The sequence below is a fragment of the Marinomonas ostreistagni genome, from assembly GCF_016461785.1.
In the GTDB taxonomy this organism is placed as follows: domain Bacteria; phylum Pseudomonadota; class Gammaproteobacteria; order Pseudomonadales; family Marinomonadaceae; genus Marinomonas; species Marinomonas ostreistagni_A.
On the sequence record NZ_JAEMUH010000010.1, the window covers coordinates 75,730 to 93,414 of the forward strand.

Genomic DNA, 17,685 nt, shown 5'->3' on the forward strand with positions numbered 1-17,685 from the left:
ATTTCGTTACAGACATAAAAAAGAGCCTACTACGAGGCCCTTTTAAAGAACTTGAAACGGTCGAGTCTAGCTCATCACAGCAATCGAACCAAAGCTTGGCTCCGCATGAGCATTATTCAACGCTCGGGTAGAGTGAGGCATGTATACAAGATTACCAACAGATTCAGGGTCAACTGGAGTAATATTTCCCATCCACGCCACTTTACGCTCATCCCTCGGCGATATCCCCAAATGTTTTCGATAGCAACGACTAAAGTGAGGCGTTGAGATAAAACCACAAGCGGCTGAAATCTCAACAATAGACATACTCGATTGTTTCAACAACTGACGAGCACGATCTAGTCGAAGTCTTAAATAGTAGCGTGACGGAGAGCAGTCTAGATACTTATGGAACATACGTTCCAATTGACGTCTAGACACATCCACAAATGCCGCCAATTCATCTAGATCAATTGGCTCTTCCAGGTTGTTTTCCATCAATTCAATCACATCAACCAGCTTCGGTTTACAACCACCTTTGTTCAACTGACGCAAAGGAACTCGCTGCTGATCAAATTCACTTCGGATACGATCGCAAATAAACATATCAGACACAGCACTAGAAAGTTTAGCACCGTGCTCACGAGCAATAATCGTTAGAAACATATCAAGAGGAGCACTACCACCGGTGGCTGTAAAGCGACCTTCGTCCATTGAGAACAAACGGTTATTACAACGGACTTTAGGGAAACTTTCTTGAAGAGCCGTCATACATTCCCAATGCACACTACAATTGTATCCATCAAGCAATCCAGCATTAGCCAGCACGTAAGCACCAGTACAAATACTGCCTAATGTAATCCCTTTTCTTGCTTTTTGTTGTAGCCAATTGACCTGCTTGGAGGTGAATGCCCTCGTAATATCAAGTCCACCTGCTACGATAATCATATCCAGTTCAGGAACATCATACATAGAGGTATCGGCAGATAAACTTAAGCCATCACTTGCACTGACAGGGTCGCCAGATTCAGTGATCATACACCATTGATAAAGCTCTTCTCCATAGAGCTGATTGGCCATTCGCAATGGCTCAAGAGCAGAAGCCAAAGCAATCATTGTGAAATTATCAAGCAAAAGAAAACCGACTCGCGTCACTTTTTTATTGCTGGATGCACCATTCGTTTGGGAAGTTGAGACCATGAGTGTGCCCTCTTATTCGTGATATATAGCGTAAGCAATTAGCAGGCCAAACAGGCTATATTCACTTATTTTTATTATGACGGACCGACAGTTAGCTGTTGGGTATACGTCTCTCCACTTTTGTTGTCTGTTTAGTGAATAAATGCTCCAAAACAGACATCGTATAATAATTGAGCCTCTCTGATGAAATATCACGTGAGCGACACCAATCAAACCATTTTTAACCAAAAACGACCAAGCTAAATTTAACTCATAACGACAAAATGTCGTCATTGGACATGACACAGACCACATTCCTAAACATAGAGTAAAGTGGTTTCATTTGCTTAACCCAAATAAAAAAATTCCGCGGACACATTTAGCCCCCTTTTAGGGCATAACGCACACTTATTGCCAGATATCTGAAACATAATCCTCACCTGAAAAACGGTGTCTGACTTGTGCTTGAAATAACTCGGCCGTCGCGATCGCATCGGTCAGTGCGCTATGCATCTGGTAGCGTGGTAAACCATAACGAACGCGGCTATCAGCAAGCCGAATCGAAACTTGCTTAACGCCAAACCATCGCTTCAATTCAGAGCGCCATCCCATGCGGTGCCACCGAGCCTCAATCGCCATGGTATCAATCATAGGAAAAATCAACTCTTCTCCCATCAACCGAGCCGATGCTTGAGCCAGAAATTCGCGTTCGATGAATTGATAATGCACAACAACTATCTTGCCTTGTAATTCAGGTAGCAGGGATTGCAGCACCTTATCCAAACTGGGGGCTTGGGATAAATCAGAATGCGTAATACCATGAATCACCACCGACTCGTCCGAGAGTTGCCCTTGGGGACGCACTAGCCAGTGTTTTGCTTGAGCCACTTTTATACGCTGAAGAGTAAATGGAACCAGCCCAATACTGACGATTTCATCTTTCTCTGGACACAGCCCCGTTGTCTCAAAGTCCAAAGCGACAAACTCAGTTGACCGTAATGTCTTATCTTGTATGAAGTCCAATTGCGATTGATAAAAGCACTTAAGCAAAGGCTCCTGAGAATTTATACTTTGCTCTTGCAAATAATCAAGCCATGAAAAACGCCGCTGGTGTGTAAGCATGTGCACGACTCAACTTAGGAAAAAGGGTAGCGATATTTTAAAAAACGCTGACTACTACTGAGGACGTTAAACGCTTCTTTTAGATTGCGCCTTTCAATATCAGATAGCTTGTCAGGCTCAATGGTATTGTCTACGTCCTCTCCTGACTCCACGTCTTCCGCTTGATGACGTATCCGTACCATTGCCAAATACTCCAAAGCGTACTTCAGTTCTTGGCCTCGCTTGTCCGGTAAAATACCTGATTCAATCACATCCTCGAGTCGCTCACTGGAGTTTCTCGCCAGAGACCCAATCGCCAATGCATGCACTCGGATAACATCCACTAATGGCGCCGTACCACGTCGTTTCAAGTTGATTGTGCGGCGATGGGCACCATCCTGCTCCATGACAAACTCTTTGAAAAAACCAAGTGGCGGGGTTCGTAGTAAGGCATTTCGCGCCAAACTAGCAAGGAATTTAGGCGTTTTCTGGGCTCGGTTTACGATAAATTGGTACAAGTCATCCGCCCATGCAACATTCCCCCAAACACCTTCTAGATCAAAAAAGACAGAGCAATTAAGCAAGGCATCAGGATTAGGAACATCAATCCAGTCAGCAAAACATGTACGCCACTCTGATAGTGTTTTTCGCCATCTAGGGTTAGTGGCCATGATACGCCCACTGCAATATGGATACCCACAACGGTCTAACCCTTCGGAGACAAACTCGGCCAAAGACTCAAAATAGTCACCGTGCTTCGCTGCCTCGTAATCATCAGACAATATCAATGCATTATCTTGATCCGTAATAAGCAATTGCTCATCACGAGCCATGGAACCCAAAGCCAAAAAACAGTAAGGCACTGGCGGCGGCCCTAGCTTTTCTTCGGCCAGCTCACACAAACGCTGCTTAAAGCTTCGACCAATGACTGACATAGCACTGCCAATCATGTGTGCACTGGATTCTTGTCCTACCATACGAACAAAACAGGCTGGTACATCATTCGCCACAAGCGCTAATTCAGCGAGTGTCTGTTGCCGATGAATTAAACCAACAATGTAAAGACTGTTCTTAGATTCATGGCGCACAATATCAGAGATAGCGACCACACCAATTGGACTACCATGCTCAATAATCGGCAAATGATGCAAGTTAAACCGCAGCATCATTAACATGGCTTCAAATACGTAGGTTTCTTTATCAAGAGTTTTCGGGGAGGCCGTCATCACTTCGGTAACAGGGGTTTCCAAATCAATGCCTTGAGAAACCACCCGTGTTCTGAGATCGCGATCCGTGAGAATCCCAACCAGTTTTTTACGCTCCCCTCCCCCGTCTTCAAAGGAAGTGATTTGCTCAATAATCAAAAGTGATGACACAGACTCTTCGGTCATTATCTGGGCCGCTTGCCGCACGCTGGCTTGAGTTGAAATCATCACTGGCGCACGGGCGATTAGCGCCCCCACTTTGACACTGGATAAGGCATTATCTTCTTGCTGCTGTTGAACTTCTTTATTGAGCTTACGTTTATCGTCCACCTCAACAAAGTAAGCGAACTCATCAAAGTTATCGCAAAGCTCATTAAATAGTGCTTCCGGCACAAAGTAGATAAGAGAGTCTTCTAAAGCACGTGCAGGCAGACGCACTCTATTTTTCATCAATAAGCCAAGCTGGCCAAACACATCACCCACACTAAGACGGTTGTAGAGGTGCCCATTACGACGGTAGATCTCAACTGAACCACTACGAATAAAGCAGAAGTCGTGTATTTCATCGCCAAAACAATACACATCAGCGCCTTGGCGGTAATAACTAATTTCGATGGCAGACGCGACTGAATACAGCGCGTCTTGGGGGAGAAATGAAAAAGGTGGGTAGCGCCCTATGAACTCGGCAATTTCTATATGTTCCGCTTCCATAGGACTCCCTCAGACAATATTAGTATTCAATCACAACATCAGATTTAGCAACGGTACAACAAGATAATACATAGCCCTCTGCTACATCTTCGTCTGTAATACCACCATTGGCTTCCATATGTGTTTCACCTTCTTTTACCAGCACCTTACAAGTACCACAGATACCCATACCACACGCTTTAGGAATATGAAGGTTCAACTTAGCTGCGGCATTATGCAGTGTTTCACTTGGCGCAACTTGAACACTCATTGTCATGCCACTGCTGATGACTTCCACGCGGTGCATATCAGCAGAGTCCAGAGCGTCAGCTTCTGCCTGTGCAACCTCAGCCAATTCAATGGCATCTTCGACGATCGCTTCTGGCGTTTCACCAAAGGACTCTTCATGATAGCGGCTCATGTCAAAACCTTTTGCCTTGAGCAACTCACGCACCGCTTTCATATATGGTGCAGGACCACAACAGAATATTTCACGTTCCATGAAATCAGGTGTTGTCAGTAGTAGCTTTGTTTCATCAAGATAACCACGATAGCCGTGCCACGCTAAGCCATTGTGCATTCGCTCAACAATGGTATGAACACTGATATTGTTTACTCGCGAAACCATGTGATCCAGCTCTCGTGGATAGATCAGATCGCGAGGAGAACGTGCACTGTGAACAAATGAAATATCAACGTCCGCACTGGTATCAAACCACCAACGAGCCATAGACATGACAGGGGTAATCCCCACACCACCTGACAGTAATAAAACTTTGTCTGCTGGAAAATCAATACAGTTAAAGTTCCCTACAGGACCATGTACAGCTAACTCAACGCCGACATCCATGTTGTCATGTAGCCAATTCGACACTAAACCACCCGGAACACGTTTAACCGTAATGGAGAAGCTGTAAGGCACGGAAGGCGAGCTAGATATAGTGTAAGAACGCATCACTTGCTTGCCTTCTATTTCTAGCTCTAACGTGACAAATTGCCCTGGCTTAAAGAAGAACATGACCGGCTGCTGCGCCATAAAACAGAACGTATTTACGTCCCAAGATTCTTGAATAACTCTTACACAGCGAACGTTGTGACGACCATTAACCCAAGTCTGGGTATTAACGGGAGCAAGATATTCAGCCGAAGAAGCTGTAGTAGGGTTTGTCATAGTGGCTCTCTCTTTATTGGCGTTGACGTTTCACCTATTGGGAGCATTGTCGTTCGAGGCTTCAGAATTGAGTTGACCTTTAACGACATCGACTTGCTCATAGCAGTCAATCCACTATGACACCAAGGCTTTGTCTAGGGGATAGGTCGATTTATGTATGAGAGGATGTCGTGTTTGGTCATTTTATAAATGCAAACTTAGGTGACGATAGCGTCATTATTATAACGACAACGGGCCAGTCGAAACTGCCCAAGACATGTTGCTCCGACGAGGGAAACAACATTAACTCGGCTTTTGTTATTGAGGATCACTCAACATGAATCAAAATGATCTGCTAAACATGCGTTACTCTACGATCGAAGATGCGCGCGCAGAAATGTCAAAACTGCTGGAAGCTCGTCCTGCGAATTATTCCTTGGACGCTCCGCTATACAACGACCCTCACATGTTTCGCGTAGACGTAGAAGAGGTATTTCAAAAGGAATGGCTATTTGTTGGCATGACCAGTGAAATCCCTAAGCGTGGCGATTATTTCACGGTAGAAATTGCACAAAACCCTGTCATGGTGATTCGCGATGCAGATGGCTCTGTTAACGCATTCCATAACACTTGCCGCCACCGTGGTTCACGTATCTGCCTTGAGCACCGTGGTAAAGTTGCAAACCTAGTCTGCCCTTACCACCAGTGGACATATGATTTGAAAGGCAACCTGCTGTTTGCGGGAACCGAAATGGGCGATGGCTTCGATAAATCTCAGCACGGTCTGAAAAAAGCACATTGTAAAACTGCTGGCGGCTTTATCTTCGTTGCACTAGGCAAAGAAGCACCAGAAGGTGACTTTGATGAGTTCTTAGCTACGCTTGAAGAGTACATGGCTCCTTACGATGTCGAAAACACTAAATTAGCCGCTGAATCCAATATGTACGAAAAAGCTAACTGGAAGCTTGTATTGGAAAACAACCGTGAGTGTTACCACTGTGCTGGCAGTCACCCAGAATTGTTAAACACCATTCTTGAATGGGATGACACGAACGACCCACGTGCGCCACAAGACTTCTTAGATCATTATGCAGATCAAGCGGCTAAGTGGGACGCTGAGGGCATTCCTCACGAGCATAAAAGCTTTGGACCAGGTAAGCGCAACCGTATTGTACGTATGCCACTGAAAAAAGGCACGAAGGTTATGACGATTGATGGCGAAGCGGGCTGTAAGAAAATGCTAGGCCGCATTCAAAACCCTGAGCTTGGCTCAATGCGCATCTTGCATCTACCAAACTCTTGGAACCACATGCAGTCTGATCACTTTATCGTGTTCCGTGTACTGCCAATTTCAGCTCAAGAGTCGATGGTGACAACAAAATGGTTCGTCCACAAAGACGCTGTGGAAGGCCAGGATTACGACCCAGATCGTCTGCGCCAGGTTTGGGATGCAACCAATGATCAAGACCGTATCCTTGGGGAACAGAATCAGCTAGGCATTAACTCTATTGGTTATCAGCCAGGTCCATACTCTGAAACCTACGAGTTCGGTGTGATGAACTTCCTAGAATGGTATTCAGATACCATTCAGAAAAACTTAAAAAAATAGTTGCTCAACAACGTCAAAGCCAGCTAATAAGCTGGCTTTTCTTGTTTTAGTCAAACTGTTTCTAGCAAGGCTGCATGACCCAAGCAATAACAGGGTTGACGTATCCATCATCATTTTTGAATTCACGATAGCCTTTCGACAAAGCTGCGCCTAGCAAATAATATTGGGATTTATATTCATATACCTCAGAGAGGCTTCCTTGCTCTTTCAGTAATTGAAGATCAATATCCGGAAAGAACAAAGTTCCCACAGCCAAACGATCATCACTACAGGAAATCACCTCTCCTTCATCATTGGTAAATACAGCAAATGATGCCGATTCTCTCTCCTTTGAAGCAGCGGGAAGAACATCCTTAAGAATCGCACGGAACTCTTGCGTCGCATCAAAAACGGTTCCCACCCCTCCAATCACTTCATTCTGTCGTTCGGGGTGTCTAATGGCCCCATTATAGACATAGGTAGATTGCCCATTATAAAGAGAACATGGAACAAAATTTGAAACACTATAAGCTTGCAAATCCCTTAATGAAAACGTTGCGGATACTGCCGTAGATTCAGCTACTTTTTCACCACAATAAGCTTGATTGTTAAGAGAAGTGCTAACGTATTTCTTCTCTCCATCAAAGACATAAAGGTCATGATATACCGTATAAAGACCATGAATATCTTGAAGAATCTCGTTAATCAGCGAATGATTAACAGGCTTTTCGAGTAACGCTTCTCCAATCCTTGGATCCGATGCCCACCAACGACAATCATTGGCTCTTTCGTATAAGTTTCGATCCATCACGTCGACCGCCATTTCAGCATGAAGACGCGTTTCATCAAGTTGACTCGACAATATTGTAGAAAATAAAGATTCAATAGAGTCAGCGAAGACCGAATCAATGTCCCGCCCGATATTTTTGATCGCCTCCAACACAGGCATGAACTCAGCTGAATCATTTCGGGCAGCGGTAATAACGCCGTTCAGTACGATAAGTTCAAGATCATTATTAATCAGTGTTGAGCGATCACGAATATCTAATAAATCTGAAGAGAAAATACCTGACAAATTTTTCAGCGGGGGCAATTTTTCAAAATTAATGTCAGAACTATCCGACCTTGATTTAAATAAAGATAGAGGCATTAAAGCACAAGCTCGCCACCCCTTTGGACCAGAATACCCTTGATACGCATTACCAAGAGTATTGATCAGCAACATCTCTTGTCCATTGTAGTGGACTAATGAAATATCATCCTTTGTATTGAGGTGTTGAACGTAACCCCCACCTGCTTGGCTTTTCTGAAAAATGACTTTACCGGTATCATCCGTTAACACATATATTGTTGAGTCATTCTCAGAAATAAGGGTATCGAAGATAGCATGCATCTCATTCCTGAAACGAAAACTCAGTACAACCACGCCCACCACTTTACCTTGGTAAGTTACCTTGTGAGCATAAAAAAGGTGATCGTTACCATCTTCAATTAATGCACTCTTACCAAAGTATTCAACATAGCCTGAAGATTGACGAATTGCTTTATCAATAACAGGTTCCTTGATACTTCGAGTGCTCTGCTGACTAAGTTGAAATACGATTTCGCCTGTTGGGGTGATCAATAAAGCATCATTATAAACAGTATATTTATCAACATAGTTTTGCAGGTGCTGACGAATCGCCAAGCAATCCTCTTTAGAGTGCTCAGTTTGATTCAAAAATGCTCCTACCACCTGATCATCGCTAAGAAAACCAATATCAGCAGTTCGTTCAAATAGGTTACGAATTAACACATCAATTGCCATCTGACTGCGGGTTTGGTGGTGCAATAATGCCTTACGACCATGTTGCTGAATTAAATTTTCGATCAAGCTATCTTGCAATTGGTGGAACCGAGATCGGGCACTGTCCATATCATCCAATATTGTAGCGGCAACATCTAAGCTATTTATTTTTCCTAATAATGCAATACGTGCCCACCAACTACTCAGGGACTTAAGATTTTTTTCATAATAGTTAACATCATAAATCCACGACTTTAGTTTATTCTCATAGGATGATAAAAACGTCTCCATTAGTTACTCCAATAGTTCATAAGCATTACCTTGTATAAGGCAAGCACCTTGCCAGAACAGTCGAAGTAAGAATTTAAAAAGTTATTTAGAATCAATTAATTAACAAAAAAAAACTCTTCAGAAACATTTAGAAACAAGCAAATAAGGTGCAAAAACAACATAAATAAAATTTATTGCTCAGAAACGGTGCATATGCCAACAAAAAACCGTTGCAGTTCCCTACAACGGTTTTTGTTAAGCGCTTAGCTAGTTAGGAACGTATTAATAAAGCTCTGAACGCAAGCCTTTGTAAATACTTACACACATCAGTAGCAAGATGACGGTAAACGGTAAACCTGTTGTCACTGCACCAGCTTGTAGAGAGCTCAATGCTTCAGAGCCACCGCCAAACAATAGTACACCAGCGATTAGACCAACCATTGACGCCCAGAAAATACGCTGTGGTACAGGTGTTTCTACTTTACCACCAGCAGTAATCGAGTCGATTACCAGCGAACCAGAATCAGATGAAGTGATAAAGAACACCAACACCAAAATGATCGCAACAATAGACGTCAGTGTACTAAGTGGTAGATTTTCAAGCATCTGGAACATCGCACTAGATACATCACCTAGACCGCCTGCAAGAGCACCTACGCCGCCTTGTACTTGATCGATCGCTTGGCCACCAAAAGCAGACATCCAAATAATAGATACCAACGTTGGCACCAACAATACTGCGATCATGAATTCGCGAACTGTACGGCCTTTAGAGACACGTGCGATGAACATACCTACGAATGGCGACCAGCTCACCCACCATGCCCAGTAGAATACCGTCCAGCCTTCATAGAATTTGTTGTCGTCGCGACCAATCCAGTTACTAAGCGGAATAATGTACTCAACGTAAGACACTGTGGTGCTAAATAGGTGGCCGAAGAAACCAATCAGTGAACCGAAGATAGCTACAAACAATACTAAAACGGCAGCCAATGTCATGTTGATATTACTCAACACTTTCACGCCGCCATCAAGGCCACGCATAACCGATAGCACTGCGATACTTGTCACAACGATGATGATGCCGATCTGAGTTGAAATAGTATTCTCAACACCGAACAGGAAGTTCAAACCACCTGCGGCTTGTGTCGCACCGAGACCAAGAGATGTTGCCAGACCAAAGATTGTAGCAATAACGGCAATGATATCGATGACATGACCGATTGGCCCCCAGCAACGCTCACCTATTAGTGGATAGAATGCTGAACGAATCGTTAATGGTAAACCTTTGTTGAATGAGAAGAACGCCAGTGCTAGTGCTACAACACCGTAGATTGCCCATGGGTGTAAGCCCCAGTGGAACATGGTTGCGCCCATGGCAGCAGAAGCGGCCTCATCTGTACGAGCCTCGACATTAAGCGGTGTTCCCCACCAGTCTGTAAAGTAAGCTACCGGCTCAGCCACGGACCAGAACATCAAGCCGATACCCATACCCGCTGCAAATAGCATTGAGAACCAAGACAATGTCGTAAACTCAGGGCGAGCTTCACTACCACCAAGACGCACTTTACCGACAGGAAGCAGAATCAAAGCCAAACAGAACAGAACGAAAATATTCCCGCCTATCATAAATAACCAGTCAAAGGAATTGATAGACCAACCTTTGGCACCATTTAACCACTCTTTCGCAGCAGCAGGGAAAAGTAGCGCAAATGCAATAAAGCCGATAATCACTAATGCACTTGTCGTAAACACGGGGTTGTTAACATCCATCCCTAATATCTGGACGTTATCCTGCCCCGCTTTATAGTCGGACGTGTAATCCGTCGACTTTGGGCGTCTCTTCATTTTTGGATCCATTAAGTTACTCCACCTAGTTGAATCAACAACCGCTCACCTAGACACACCAGCATTCGAGTCTAGGTGAACAGTCACTGTTTTATGTAATAGTTTTAGTCTTAAGCTCTGATTTTGAGCTTGTTTACGAGCGCACATTTTTTGCACCGTACTGTGATAGTACGACGACTATTTGCTTACTTGGTGTCCAAATGCGACAGCGTTAGAACACATAATGACCAGTTACGACGACCATTGATTTTAAGCATAGACATTAAAATATGCTGAATTTCTGAGTGCTTGTTAATGGGGCAAAGACTATTAACTTGTGTCTGAACACCATTTTCCCGCTCTAAAATAAAGCATAAAAAACAGGATGTTAAGGGAAGAAAGGATTTTTTTATTGTTTGAACGCTTTACGCCTTAAATATAAGAAAATACTAATTTCTTATCAGAAAAGATTAATCGTTCTGTAACAGGCGCGCCATGACTTGATGAACTTCAGGTAAGATTGTAGCTTGCGTTGCAATTAATTCATCTACGGCTGATTTCAATACAGAGATGTTATTTGGATTTGAAGTTAACCAATCTTTGGTTGTTTGCTCCGTCGCGGCCAACGTTTGACAGTCCTTGGCAGGTACACCAATTCCTAGCATTTTTTCTTTGAAGTCCACTTCATCAATCAAATCTACAATCATCATTGTCCATTACTCTCTATATCTTGACGGGATAATAGCTTAGAAAGGTAACGTAAATTAAAGGGAATGGATAGACGCCATCCCCTTTAATCATAGGGCTAGCGAATCACTTTCTCTTCAATTAATAAATCAAAGATCGCTTGCGCTTTTTCCTGTGCAGATTCGTTTTTCATGACTTTACCCGATCCGCCTTGTGGCTTAGCGGTCGCCGCTTTGAAACGATCTGCCGCGGTTTTTGCTTTAACAACTTTCAAACGCTTAGGACGCGCTTTCGCTGGCGCCTCGCTCCAGTTAACACGAACATTATCTTCTTCTGTTGAGCCCGTTTGCGCAGCCATTTTGGCACGTAGGCCAGGACCGTATGCACTTTGACGTGCCGCTTGCGCCGCATTATCAATCGATGCAATAAACGGCAGCTTAACCGTTACTTGACGACGCTGACCACGCGGAAGCGCCAGTAGCACCTGTGCTTCACCGTCTTTGATTTCAACAATGTCCGCCACACGAGCAACAATTGGCCAGCCTAGTTGCTCTGCAAGAAGGTATGGCGTCATACCCGATGACTCACCACTTTCAGAGCGAACACCCGTTAACACGATATCCGCTTTTTCAGCTTTCAAGTAGTTAGACAATGCGGGCAATGCGTCTGCACTTTCCGCTTGTTCCAAAACCGTCACTTTTGGCAACCCCATACCAGCATATTGACGTAGAACTGGTTCTTCTGAGTTTCCAGCATGAACCACATCTAGACCGGTACCAGCGAGCTTTAGACCAAGCTCTACTGCACGGCTGTCCTGATCTGCACGACGAGAACGGCCTGATTGCGGGTGACGACCGACAGAGATTAAAGAAATGACTTTATGCGGCATTGCTATTCTCCTCCGCTTGATCGCTTAAGCTTGTTTGCTTGTGTTCAGCAACGAGCTTCATCAGCTCAGCTAGAATTTCTTCACTGTCACCGATAACGCTCAACGCAGCACGTTTCACCATGTCACAGCCTGCATCGGTGTTGATGGCAACCACTTTGTCTACTTGACCGATACCCTGCATGTGCTGAATCGCACCAGAGATACCCACTGCCACGTATACTCGCGCTGTCACCCAAGTACCCGTTGCACCCACCTGACGTGAACGTGGCATAAAGCCATCGTCGACCGCCACACGGCTGGCACCTTCAGTTGCACCCAATACTTGTGCAGCTTCGTGGAACTGATCCCAGTTATGGATACCGTTACCTGCAGACAAGATAAACTCGGCTTCGGCCATTGGGATCGCATTAGGATCCACAGCCATTAGACCTTTGTCTTTGATGGTTGCTGCAGCAACAGATACATCATCAAGGGACATTGGCGTCGCTTCATGGCGCGTTTCGTCAATGGCGTCAGCACACTCTTCAAGCAGCATCAGAATCTTAGGTGTTTGACGTGTAATGTCTAAGCTCGCAGACGCACCGCGGCTTACGGTTTGCTCAGCATTAACTTGCCAGGCTTGAGTCGCTGGACGCTCACCTAGACGAGCAGCCAAACGAGAAGCTAGGTCACAACCACCGTGGATACTGTCTGGGAATAACCAGTGCTTAACCGTGTATTGTGCTTCCACTTTAGCAAGTGCTTGTACACGTGCTTCAGGCGCGTAACCTTCAAAAGCTTCACCTTCGATATGCAGTACGCGGTCAACACCGGCGGTATCGAAGTGTTCTTCTTTCACTTCCCCGAAGCACACGGCAACAACCGCACCGTTGCCGCCTTGTTCAGCAATCAGCTTGTGAGCAAGACCTAGGATGTCTTTATCGTGGCCTGTTAGACGGCCACCGACCATATCCGCCACCACCATGATGTAGTAATCAGGGCTATCCACTTTATGCAGAGGCAATTGAACCTCTTGCGCTGCAGCAGAACGCTTACCTTTCGGTGCAGTTGCGTTACCTTTAAGACGGTCGATACGTTTAATACCGTTTGGACCGATAAAGCCAACTTTATGCGGGAACTTACGAATCAAGCCAGATGGACCACGAACTTCGCCGCCCTCTTCTTGACTTGCGTATTGCTCATGCAGTGGGTGCAGACGGTTACGCATAATCCATTCTGCACGTGGGTCACGACGAATGATGTCACTCATTAGTGAACCTCCTCTATCAATTGATCCACTAGGATTTCAGAGATGTCTTTCACTTGTGGACGAGGCTCAACGACCCCCTCAAGCATGGCGGTACATTGCTGACAACCTACTGCCACAAGCTCAGCACCCGTAGCACTCGCATCTTCCATACGCATGTCTGCAATACGGCGTTCACCAGGGATATCCGTGATCGGTGCACCACCGCCACCGCCACAACAACGTGAACGGAAACCGGAGCGTTCCATTTCAGCAATTTCAATACCCAATGAACGTAATAGATCACGCGGCGCTTCGTACTCACCGTTGTAACGACCTAGGTAACATGGATCGTGGTAAGTGACTTTGCCGCCTTTGAAAGCGTCAAGTTTTAGCGCGCCAGACTGAACGAGTTGGTTCAAGAATGTCGTGTGGTGCAACACTTCAACACCTGCCAAGGCACCATCTTTATCAAAATCAGCGTATTCGTTACGTAGACAGTGGTAAGCGTGTGGATCGGTTGTCACAATCTTGTTGAACTTGTATTGACCTAGAGTCGCCAAGTTACGTTTAGCAAGGCTTTGGAACGTTGCATCATCCCCTAGGCGACGAGCTACGTCACCACTGTCACGCTCTTCATCACCAAGAATCGCTACATCAACGTTAGCCGCCTTCATAAGCTTAACGAAGGCGCGTAGGATACGCTGGCTACGCATATCAAAGGCACCGTCAGACACCCAGAATAGAACGTCGACTTCTTTCTTGTCTTTCATAACCGGAAGGTTTTGGTCAGCCGCCCAGTTAGTACGGCTACCAGGCGCGTAACCACCAGGGTTGTCTGTCGCGATGATGTTTTCTAGAACTTCAGAACCTTTATTTGGTGTCTCGCCTTTTTCCATGGTTAGGAAACGACGCATGTCAACGATGGCATCGACGTGCTCAATCATCATTGGGCACTCTTCTACACAGGCTCGACAAGTGGTACATGACCAAAGGGTTTCTTGGCTCACAAGACCCGCTGTGATGATCTCGTTTGGATTGCCTTTTGCCTGACCTACTTCTTTGCCAGGATATGGACTGCCGGCGTAATTCGCATCGGTACCACCAGCAAGACCCACCACCATATCTTGGATCAATTTTTTCGGGTTCAGCGGCTGTCCCGCAGCAAAAGCAGGGCACATTGCCTGACACTTACCACACTGAACACAAGCATCGAAACCTAGTAGCTGGTTCCATTTAAAATCACTTGGTTTAGCTACACCGATCACAGCAGAAGTCAGATCAACCGGCTTAAGACCTGTCGAACGACCACCCCCAAAACGCTCTGGACGGCGGTGAAAAGCTAAGTGAAGCGCACCCGCGAAAGCGTGCTTCATTGGACCACCCCAGCCCATGCCGAATAACAACTCGCCAAGACCAATGATGACGCCAATGCTAAGCACCATTATCAGAGCAATACCGCCAGTACCTTCTGGCAAGATACCCGCAGCAGGAAGCGTCAGCACGATGAAGGTTACAGCAAACGTGATCAAACTCTTCGGCAAACGCATCCAAGGACCTTTAGAAAGGCGCTCAGGTGGATTAAGACGACGTTTGAATACAAAGAAGGCACCCACAAGCATTAGCAATAGTGCGCCAAGCAAAGCCCAAGCAACAATCTGCTGTTGAACTTTGAAAACGTGTACCACTAGCACCAGCACCATAGACAGAACAAAGCCACCACCCGTTGCAACGTGAGTCTTCGACATGTATTTGTCGCGTTCTACCACGTGGTGCAAATCTTTTAGGTAGCGCCCTGGCATCGCCATTAGACCAGCGATGATATTGACTTTTTCTGGTTGTCCCGCGCGCCATAGACTCGCTCGGCGAAGCATGCCAATTACGCCTAATAGCAACAGCACAACAATAAGAATAGAAGGTAACCAGTCGATAACCATCTTTCACCCCATGTAACATTAAAGAGGCGGCGTAGTGCCGCCTCTTGGGTTCAGTATTTTGATTTAGTTTTGAATGGCTAAACGGTTAAAGGTCTTTACACAAGCGCAAGGCATCGTACATCGCCGCATGAGTGTTACGCTGTGAGACACAGTCACCTAGGCGCCACAGGATCATGCCGTCACCACTTTCAGAAAGAATTGGTTGCGGTTTGATGTCGAACAAAGCCTCCACATCAATCTGTCCCTTGTTACGAGATTCACCTTTAAGCTCGTAGTACAACTCTTCGTTTGGACGTGTGCCGTTCTCGATTACCACTTGGTCTACCACACGCTCTTCGCGTTGACCTGTGTACTCGTTCTCAAGCACTGCCACTAAGTTGTCACCTTCGCGATATACTTTTTCTAACAGGAAGTCAGAGGTCATGATGACTTCTTTCTCATATAAAGAACGGTAGTAAGTTGGGAATGTCGTACCACCGATACCAACACCTGGCTTAATATCATCGGTGACAAGCTCAACTAGAGAGCCTTTGGAAGCCAAGAAGTCTGCTGCTGACATACCTGAGAATTCACAAATGGTGTCGTAGATCAGGACATTTTTACCTGGCTCAACTTTGCCAGTTAACACATCCCAGCTCGACACACTTAGACCTTCCTCAGCGCCCCATTCTGGGTTTTGTTCAACGAATGGACGACCACCCGTCGCTAAGATACAAACATCAGGTTGTAAATCACGGATTACGGATACATCGGCTGCCACACCGGTTTTCACCTCTACGCCTAGACGATCAAGCTCCATAACTAACCAACGAGTAATACCTGCGATTTGATCTCGTTGAGGGGCTTTCGATGCAATGGTGATTTGCCCACCCAATTCGTCATTACGCTCTAGCAAAGTCACCTTATGACCACGTTCAGCTGCAACACGTGCCGCTTCCATACCACCAGGGCCACCACCCACTATAACGACGTTGCGCACTGGTCCTTCGGTTTTTTCGATAATATGAGGCATGCCCATGTATTCACGAGACGTCGCCGCGTTTTGAATACAAAGCACATCAAGACCTTGGTACTGACGGTCGATACAGTAGTTTGCACCCACACACTGACGAATCTGATCCACTTGATCCATTTTAATCTTGGCAATGAAGTGCGGGTCAGCAATGTGCGCACGAGTCATACCAACAAAGTCTACATAACCTGCTTCGATGATACGTTTCGCTTGGTTAGGATCTTTGATGTTCTGTGCGTGAATGACAGGAACACTGACGACTTCTTTAATACCCGCTGCCAAGTGTAGGAATGGCTCTGGTGGGTAGCTCATGTTTGGAATGACGTTTGCTAGCGTATTGTGCGTGTCACAACCAGAACCTACTACACCGAAGTAGTCGATTAGGCCCGTGTCATCGTAGTACTTAGCGATTTGTTTCATATCGTCGTGGTTAAGACCGTCTGGATGGAACTCGTCACCCGTGATACGCATCCCCACAACGAAGTCTGGACCCACTTCTGCACGAACAGCTTTTGCTACTTCTAGACCAAACTTCATACGACCTTCGAAAGTACCACCCCATTCGTCAGTACGTTTGTTGACACGTGGTGACCAGAATTGGTCGATCATGTGTTGGTGTACTGCCGACAGTTCCACACCGTCTAGGCCGCCTTCTTTCGCACGACGCGCCGCTTGTGCGAAGTCGCCGATGACGCGCCATATTTCTTCCACTTCGATGGTTTTACACGTCGCGCGGTGAACCGGCTCACGGATACCAGATGGCGACATTAAGTTAGGCCAGTTTTCACCGTCCCAACGGGAGCGACGTCCCATATGGGAAATCTGAATCATGATTTTGCCGCCGTGTTTATGCACAGCATCAGCTAAGTTCTGAAAATGCGGGATAATACGGTCTGTTGATAGGTTCACAGAGCTCCACCAACTCTGCGGGCTGTCAATCGAGACAACACTGGAACCACCACAAATACACAAGCCACATCCACCTTTGGCTTTTTCTTCATAGTATTTCACATAACGATCCGTCGTCATGCCTCCATCCGTTGCATACACTTCTGCGTGAGCCGTACTGACAATACGGTTACGAATGGTTAATTTATTAATATTTAGTGGCTGAAACAGCACATCAAACTGGGACATAGTAGAACCCCGCCTTTCTCAAA

At 45.7% G+C, this 17,685-nt stretch carries 12 protein-coding genes; 1 reads left to right on the plus strand and 11 read right to left on the minus strand.

From position 1 onward, the window contains the following. Positions 1-66: 66 nt before the first annotated feature. The 4 genes from JHD44_RS11510 to JHD44_RS11525 all read right to left on the minus strand — a co-directional run bounded on the left by JHD44_RS11510 (position 67) and on the right by JHD44_RS11525 (position 5,325). Complete coding sequence (locus tag JHD44_RS11510) at positions 67-1,179, minus strand: GlxA family transcriptional regulator (RefSeq protein WP_199462891.1); 1,113 nt, start codon at positions 1,177-1,179, stop codon at positions 67-69. A gap of 387 nt (positions 1,180-1,566) precedes the next feature. Then, positions 1,567-2,280, minus strand: coding sequence for a 3'-5' exonuclease (locus JHD44_RS11515; RefSeq protein WP_199462892.1), 714 nt, complete (start codon positions 2,278-2,280; stop codon positions 1,567-1,569). Between the two features lie 14 nt (positions 2,281-2,294). Continuing rightward, a complete protein-coding gene (locus JHD44_RS11520) occupies positions 2,295-4,175 on the minus strand; it encodes a DUF294 nucleotidyltransferase-like domain-containing protein (RefSeq protein WP_199462893.1) in 1,881 nt (626 codons plus the stop codon). A 19-nt stretch (positions 4,176-4,194) separates the two neighbouring features. Further along, positions 4,195-5,325: a hybrid-cluster NAD(P)-dependent oxidoreductase gene (locus JHD44_RS11525; RefSeq protein WP_199462894.1), complete on the minus strand. Its 1,131-nt coding sequence runs from the start codon at positions 5,323-5,325 to the stop codon at positions 4,195-4,197. Positions 5,326-5,641: 316 nt separating this feature from the next. Here JHD44_RS11525 and JHD44_RS11530 point away from each other — a divergent pair, with 316 nt between their 5' ends. Further along, entirely contained in the window at positions 5,642-6,913 is a 1,272-nt protein-coding gene (locus JHD44_RS11530; RefSeq protein WP_199462895.1) for an aromatic ring-hydroxylating oxygenase subunit alpha, read from the plus strand. Positions 6,914-6,974: 61 nt separating this feature from the next. On the opposite strand, the gene JHD44_RS11535 is transcribed toward JHD44_RS11530, so the two are convergent. From JHD44_RS11535 to dgcA, 7 genes are all read right to left on the minus strand, one after another. Next, positions 6,975-8,969: a cache domain-containing protein gene (locus JHD44_RS11535; protein WP_199462896.1), complete on the minus strand. Its 1,995-nt coding sequence runs from the start codon at positions 8,967-8,969 to the stop codon at positions 6,975-6,977. 261 nt (positions 8,970-9,230) lie between these two features. Continuing rightward, positions 9,231-10,796: a BCCT family transporter gene (locus JHD44_RS11540; RefSeq protein WP_233402050.1), complete on the minus strand. Its 1,566-nt coding sequence runs from the start codon at positions 10,794-10,796 to the stop codon at positions 9,231-9,233. A 449-nt stretch (positions 10,797-11,245) separates the two neighbouring features. Further along, a complete protein-coding gene (locus JHD44_RS11545; RefSeq protein ID WP_199462898.1) occupies positions 11,246-11,485 on the minus strand; it encodes a hypothetical protein in 240 nt (79 codons plus the stop codon). Between the two features lie 95 nt (positions 11,486-11,580). Continuing rightward, a complete protein-coding gene (locus JHD44_RS11550; RefSeq protein ID WP_199462899.1) occupies positions 11,581-12,351 on the minus strand; it encodes an electron transfer flavoprotein subunit beta in 771 nt (256 codons plus the stop codon). After that, the gene (locus JHD44_RS11555) at positions 12,341-13,600 is read right to left on the minus strand and encodes an electron transfer flavoprotein subunit alpha/FixB family protein (RefSeq protein WP_199462900.1); all 1,260 of its coding nucleotides are present in this window, start codon (positions 13,598-13,600) and stop codon (positions 12,341-12,343) included. Before JHD44_RS11555 ends, JHD44_RS11550 begins: the two co-directional genes overlap by 11 nt. Next, positions 13,600-15,513 carry a (Fe-S)-binding protein gene (locus JHD44_RS11560; RefSeq protein WP_199462901.1) on the minus strand — a complete coding sequence of 638 codons (1,914 nt, stop codon included), beginning with the start codon at positions 15,511-15,513 and terminating at the stop codon, positions 13,600-13,602. Before JHD44_RS11560 ends, JHD44_RS11555 begins: the two co-directional genes overlap by 1 nt. Before the next feature lie 85 nt (positions 15,514-15,598). Then, positions 15,599-17,662, minus strand: coding sequence for a dimethylglycine demethylation protein DgcA (gene dgcA / locus JHD44_RS11565; protein WP_199462902.1), 2,064 nt, complete (start codon positions 17,660-17,662; stop codon positions 15,599-15,601). Between the last annotated feature and the right edge of the window lie 23 nt (positions 17,663-17,685).

Excerpts from the sequence above, each read along its gene's own strand:
- JHD44_RS11510 (WP_199462891.1), bottom strand. The coding sequence starts at position 1,179 with ATGGTCTCAACTTCCCAAACGAATGGTGCATCCAGCAATAAAAAAGTG.
- JHD44_RS11515 (WP_199462892.1), bottom strand. The coding sequence starts at position 2,280 with ATGCTTACACACCAGCGGCGTTTTTCATGGCTTGATTATTTGCAAGAG.
- JHD44_RS11520 (WP_199462893.1), bottom strand. The coding sequence starts at position 4,175 with ATGGAAGCGGAACATATAGAAATTGCCGAGTTCATAGGGCGCTACCCA.
- JHD44_RS11525 (WP_199462894.1), bottom strand. The coding sequence starts at position 5,325 with ATGACAAACCCTACTACAGCTTCTTCGGCTGAATATCTTGCTCCCGTT.
- JHD44_RS11530 (WP_199462895.1), top strand. The coding sequence starts at position 5,642 with ATGAATCAAAATGATCTGCTAAACATGCGTTACTCTACGATCGAAGAT.
- JHD44_RS11535 (WP_199462896.1), bottom strand. The coding sequence starts at position 8,969 with ATGGAGACGTTTTTATCATCCTATGAGAATAAACTAAAGTCGTGGATT.
- JHD44_RS11540 (WP_233402050.1), bottom strand. The coding sequence starts at position 10,796 with ATGAAGAGACGCCCAAAGTCGACGGATTACACGTCCGACTATAAAGCG.
- JHD44_RS11545 (WP_199462898.1), bottom strand. The coding sequence starts at position 11,485 with ATGATGATTGTAGATTTGATTGATGAAGTGGACTTCAAAGAAAAAATG.
- JHD44_RS11550 (WP_199462899.1), bottom strand. The coding sequence starts at position 12,351 with ATGCCGCATAAAGTCATTTCTTTAATCTCTGTCGGTCGTCACCCGCAA.
- JHD44_RS11555 (WP_199462900.1), bottom strand. The coding sequence starts at position 13,600 with ATGAGTGACATCATTCGTCGTGACCCACGTGCAGAATGGATTATGCGT.
- JHD44_RS11560 (WP_199462901.1), bottom strand. The coding sequence starts at position 15,513 with ATGGTTATCGACTGGTTACCTTCTATTCTTATTGTTGTGCTGTTGCTA.
- dgcA (WP_199462902.1), bottom strand. The coding sequence starts at position 17,662 with ATGTCCCAGTTTGATGTGCTGTTTCAGCCACTAAATATTAATAAATTA.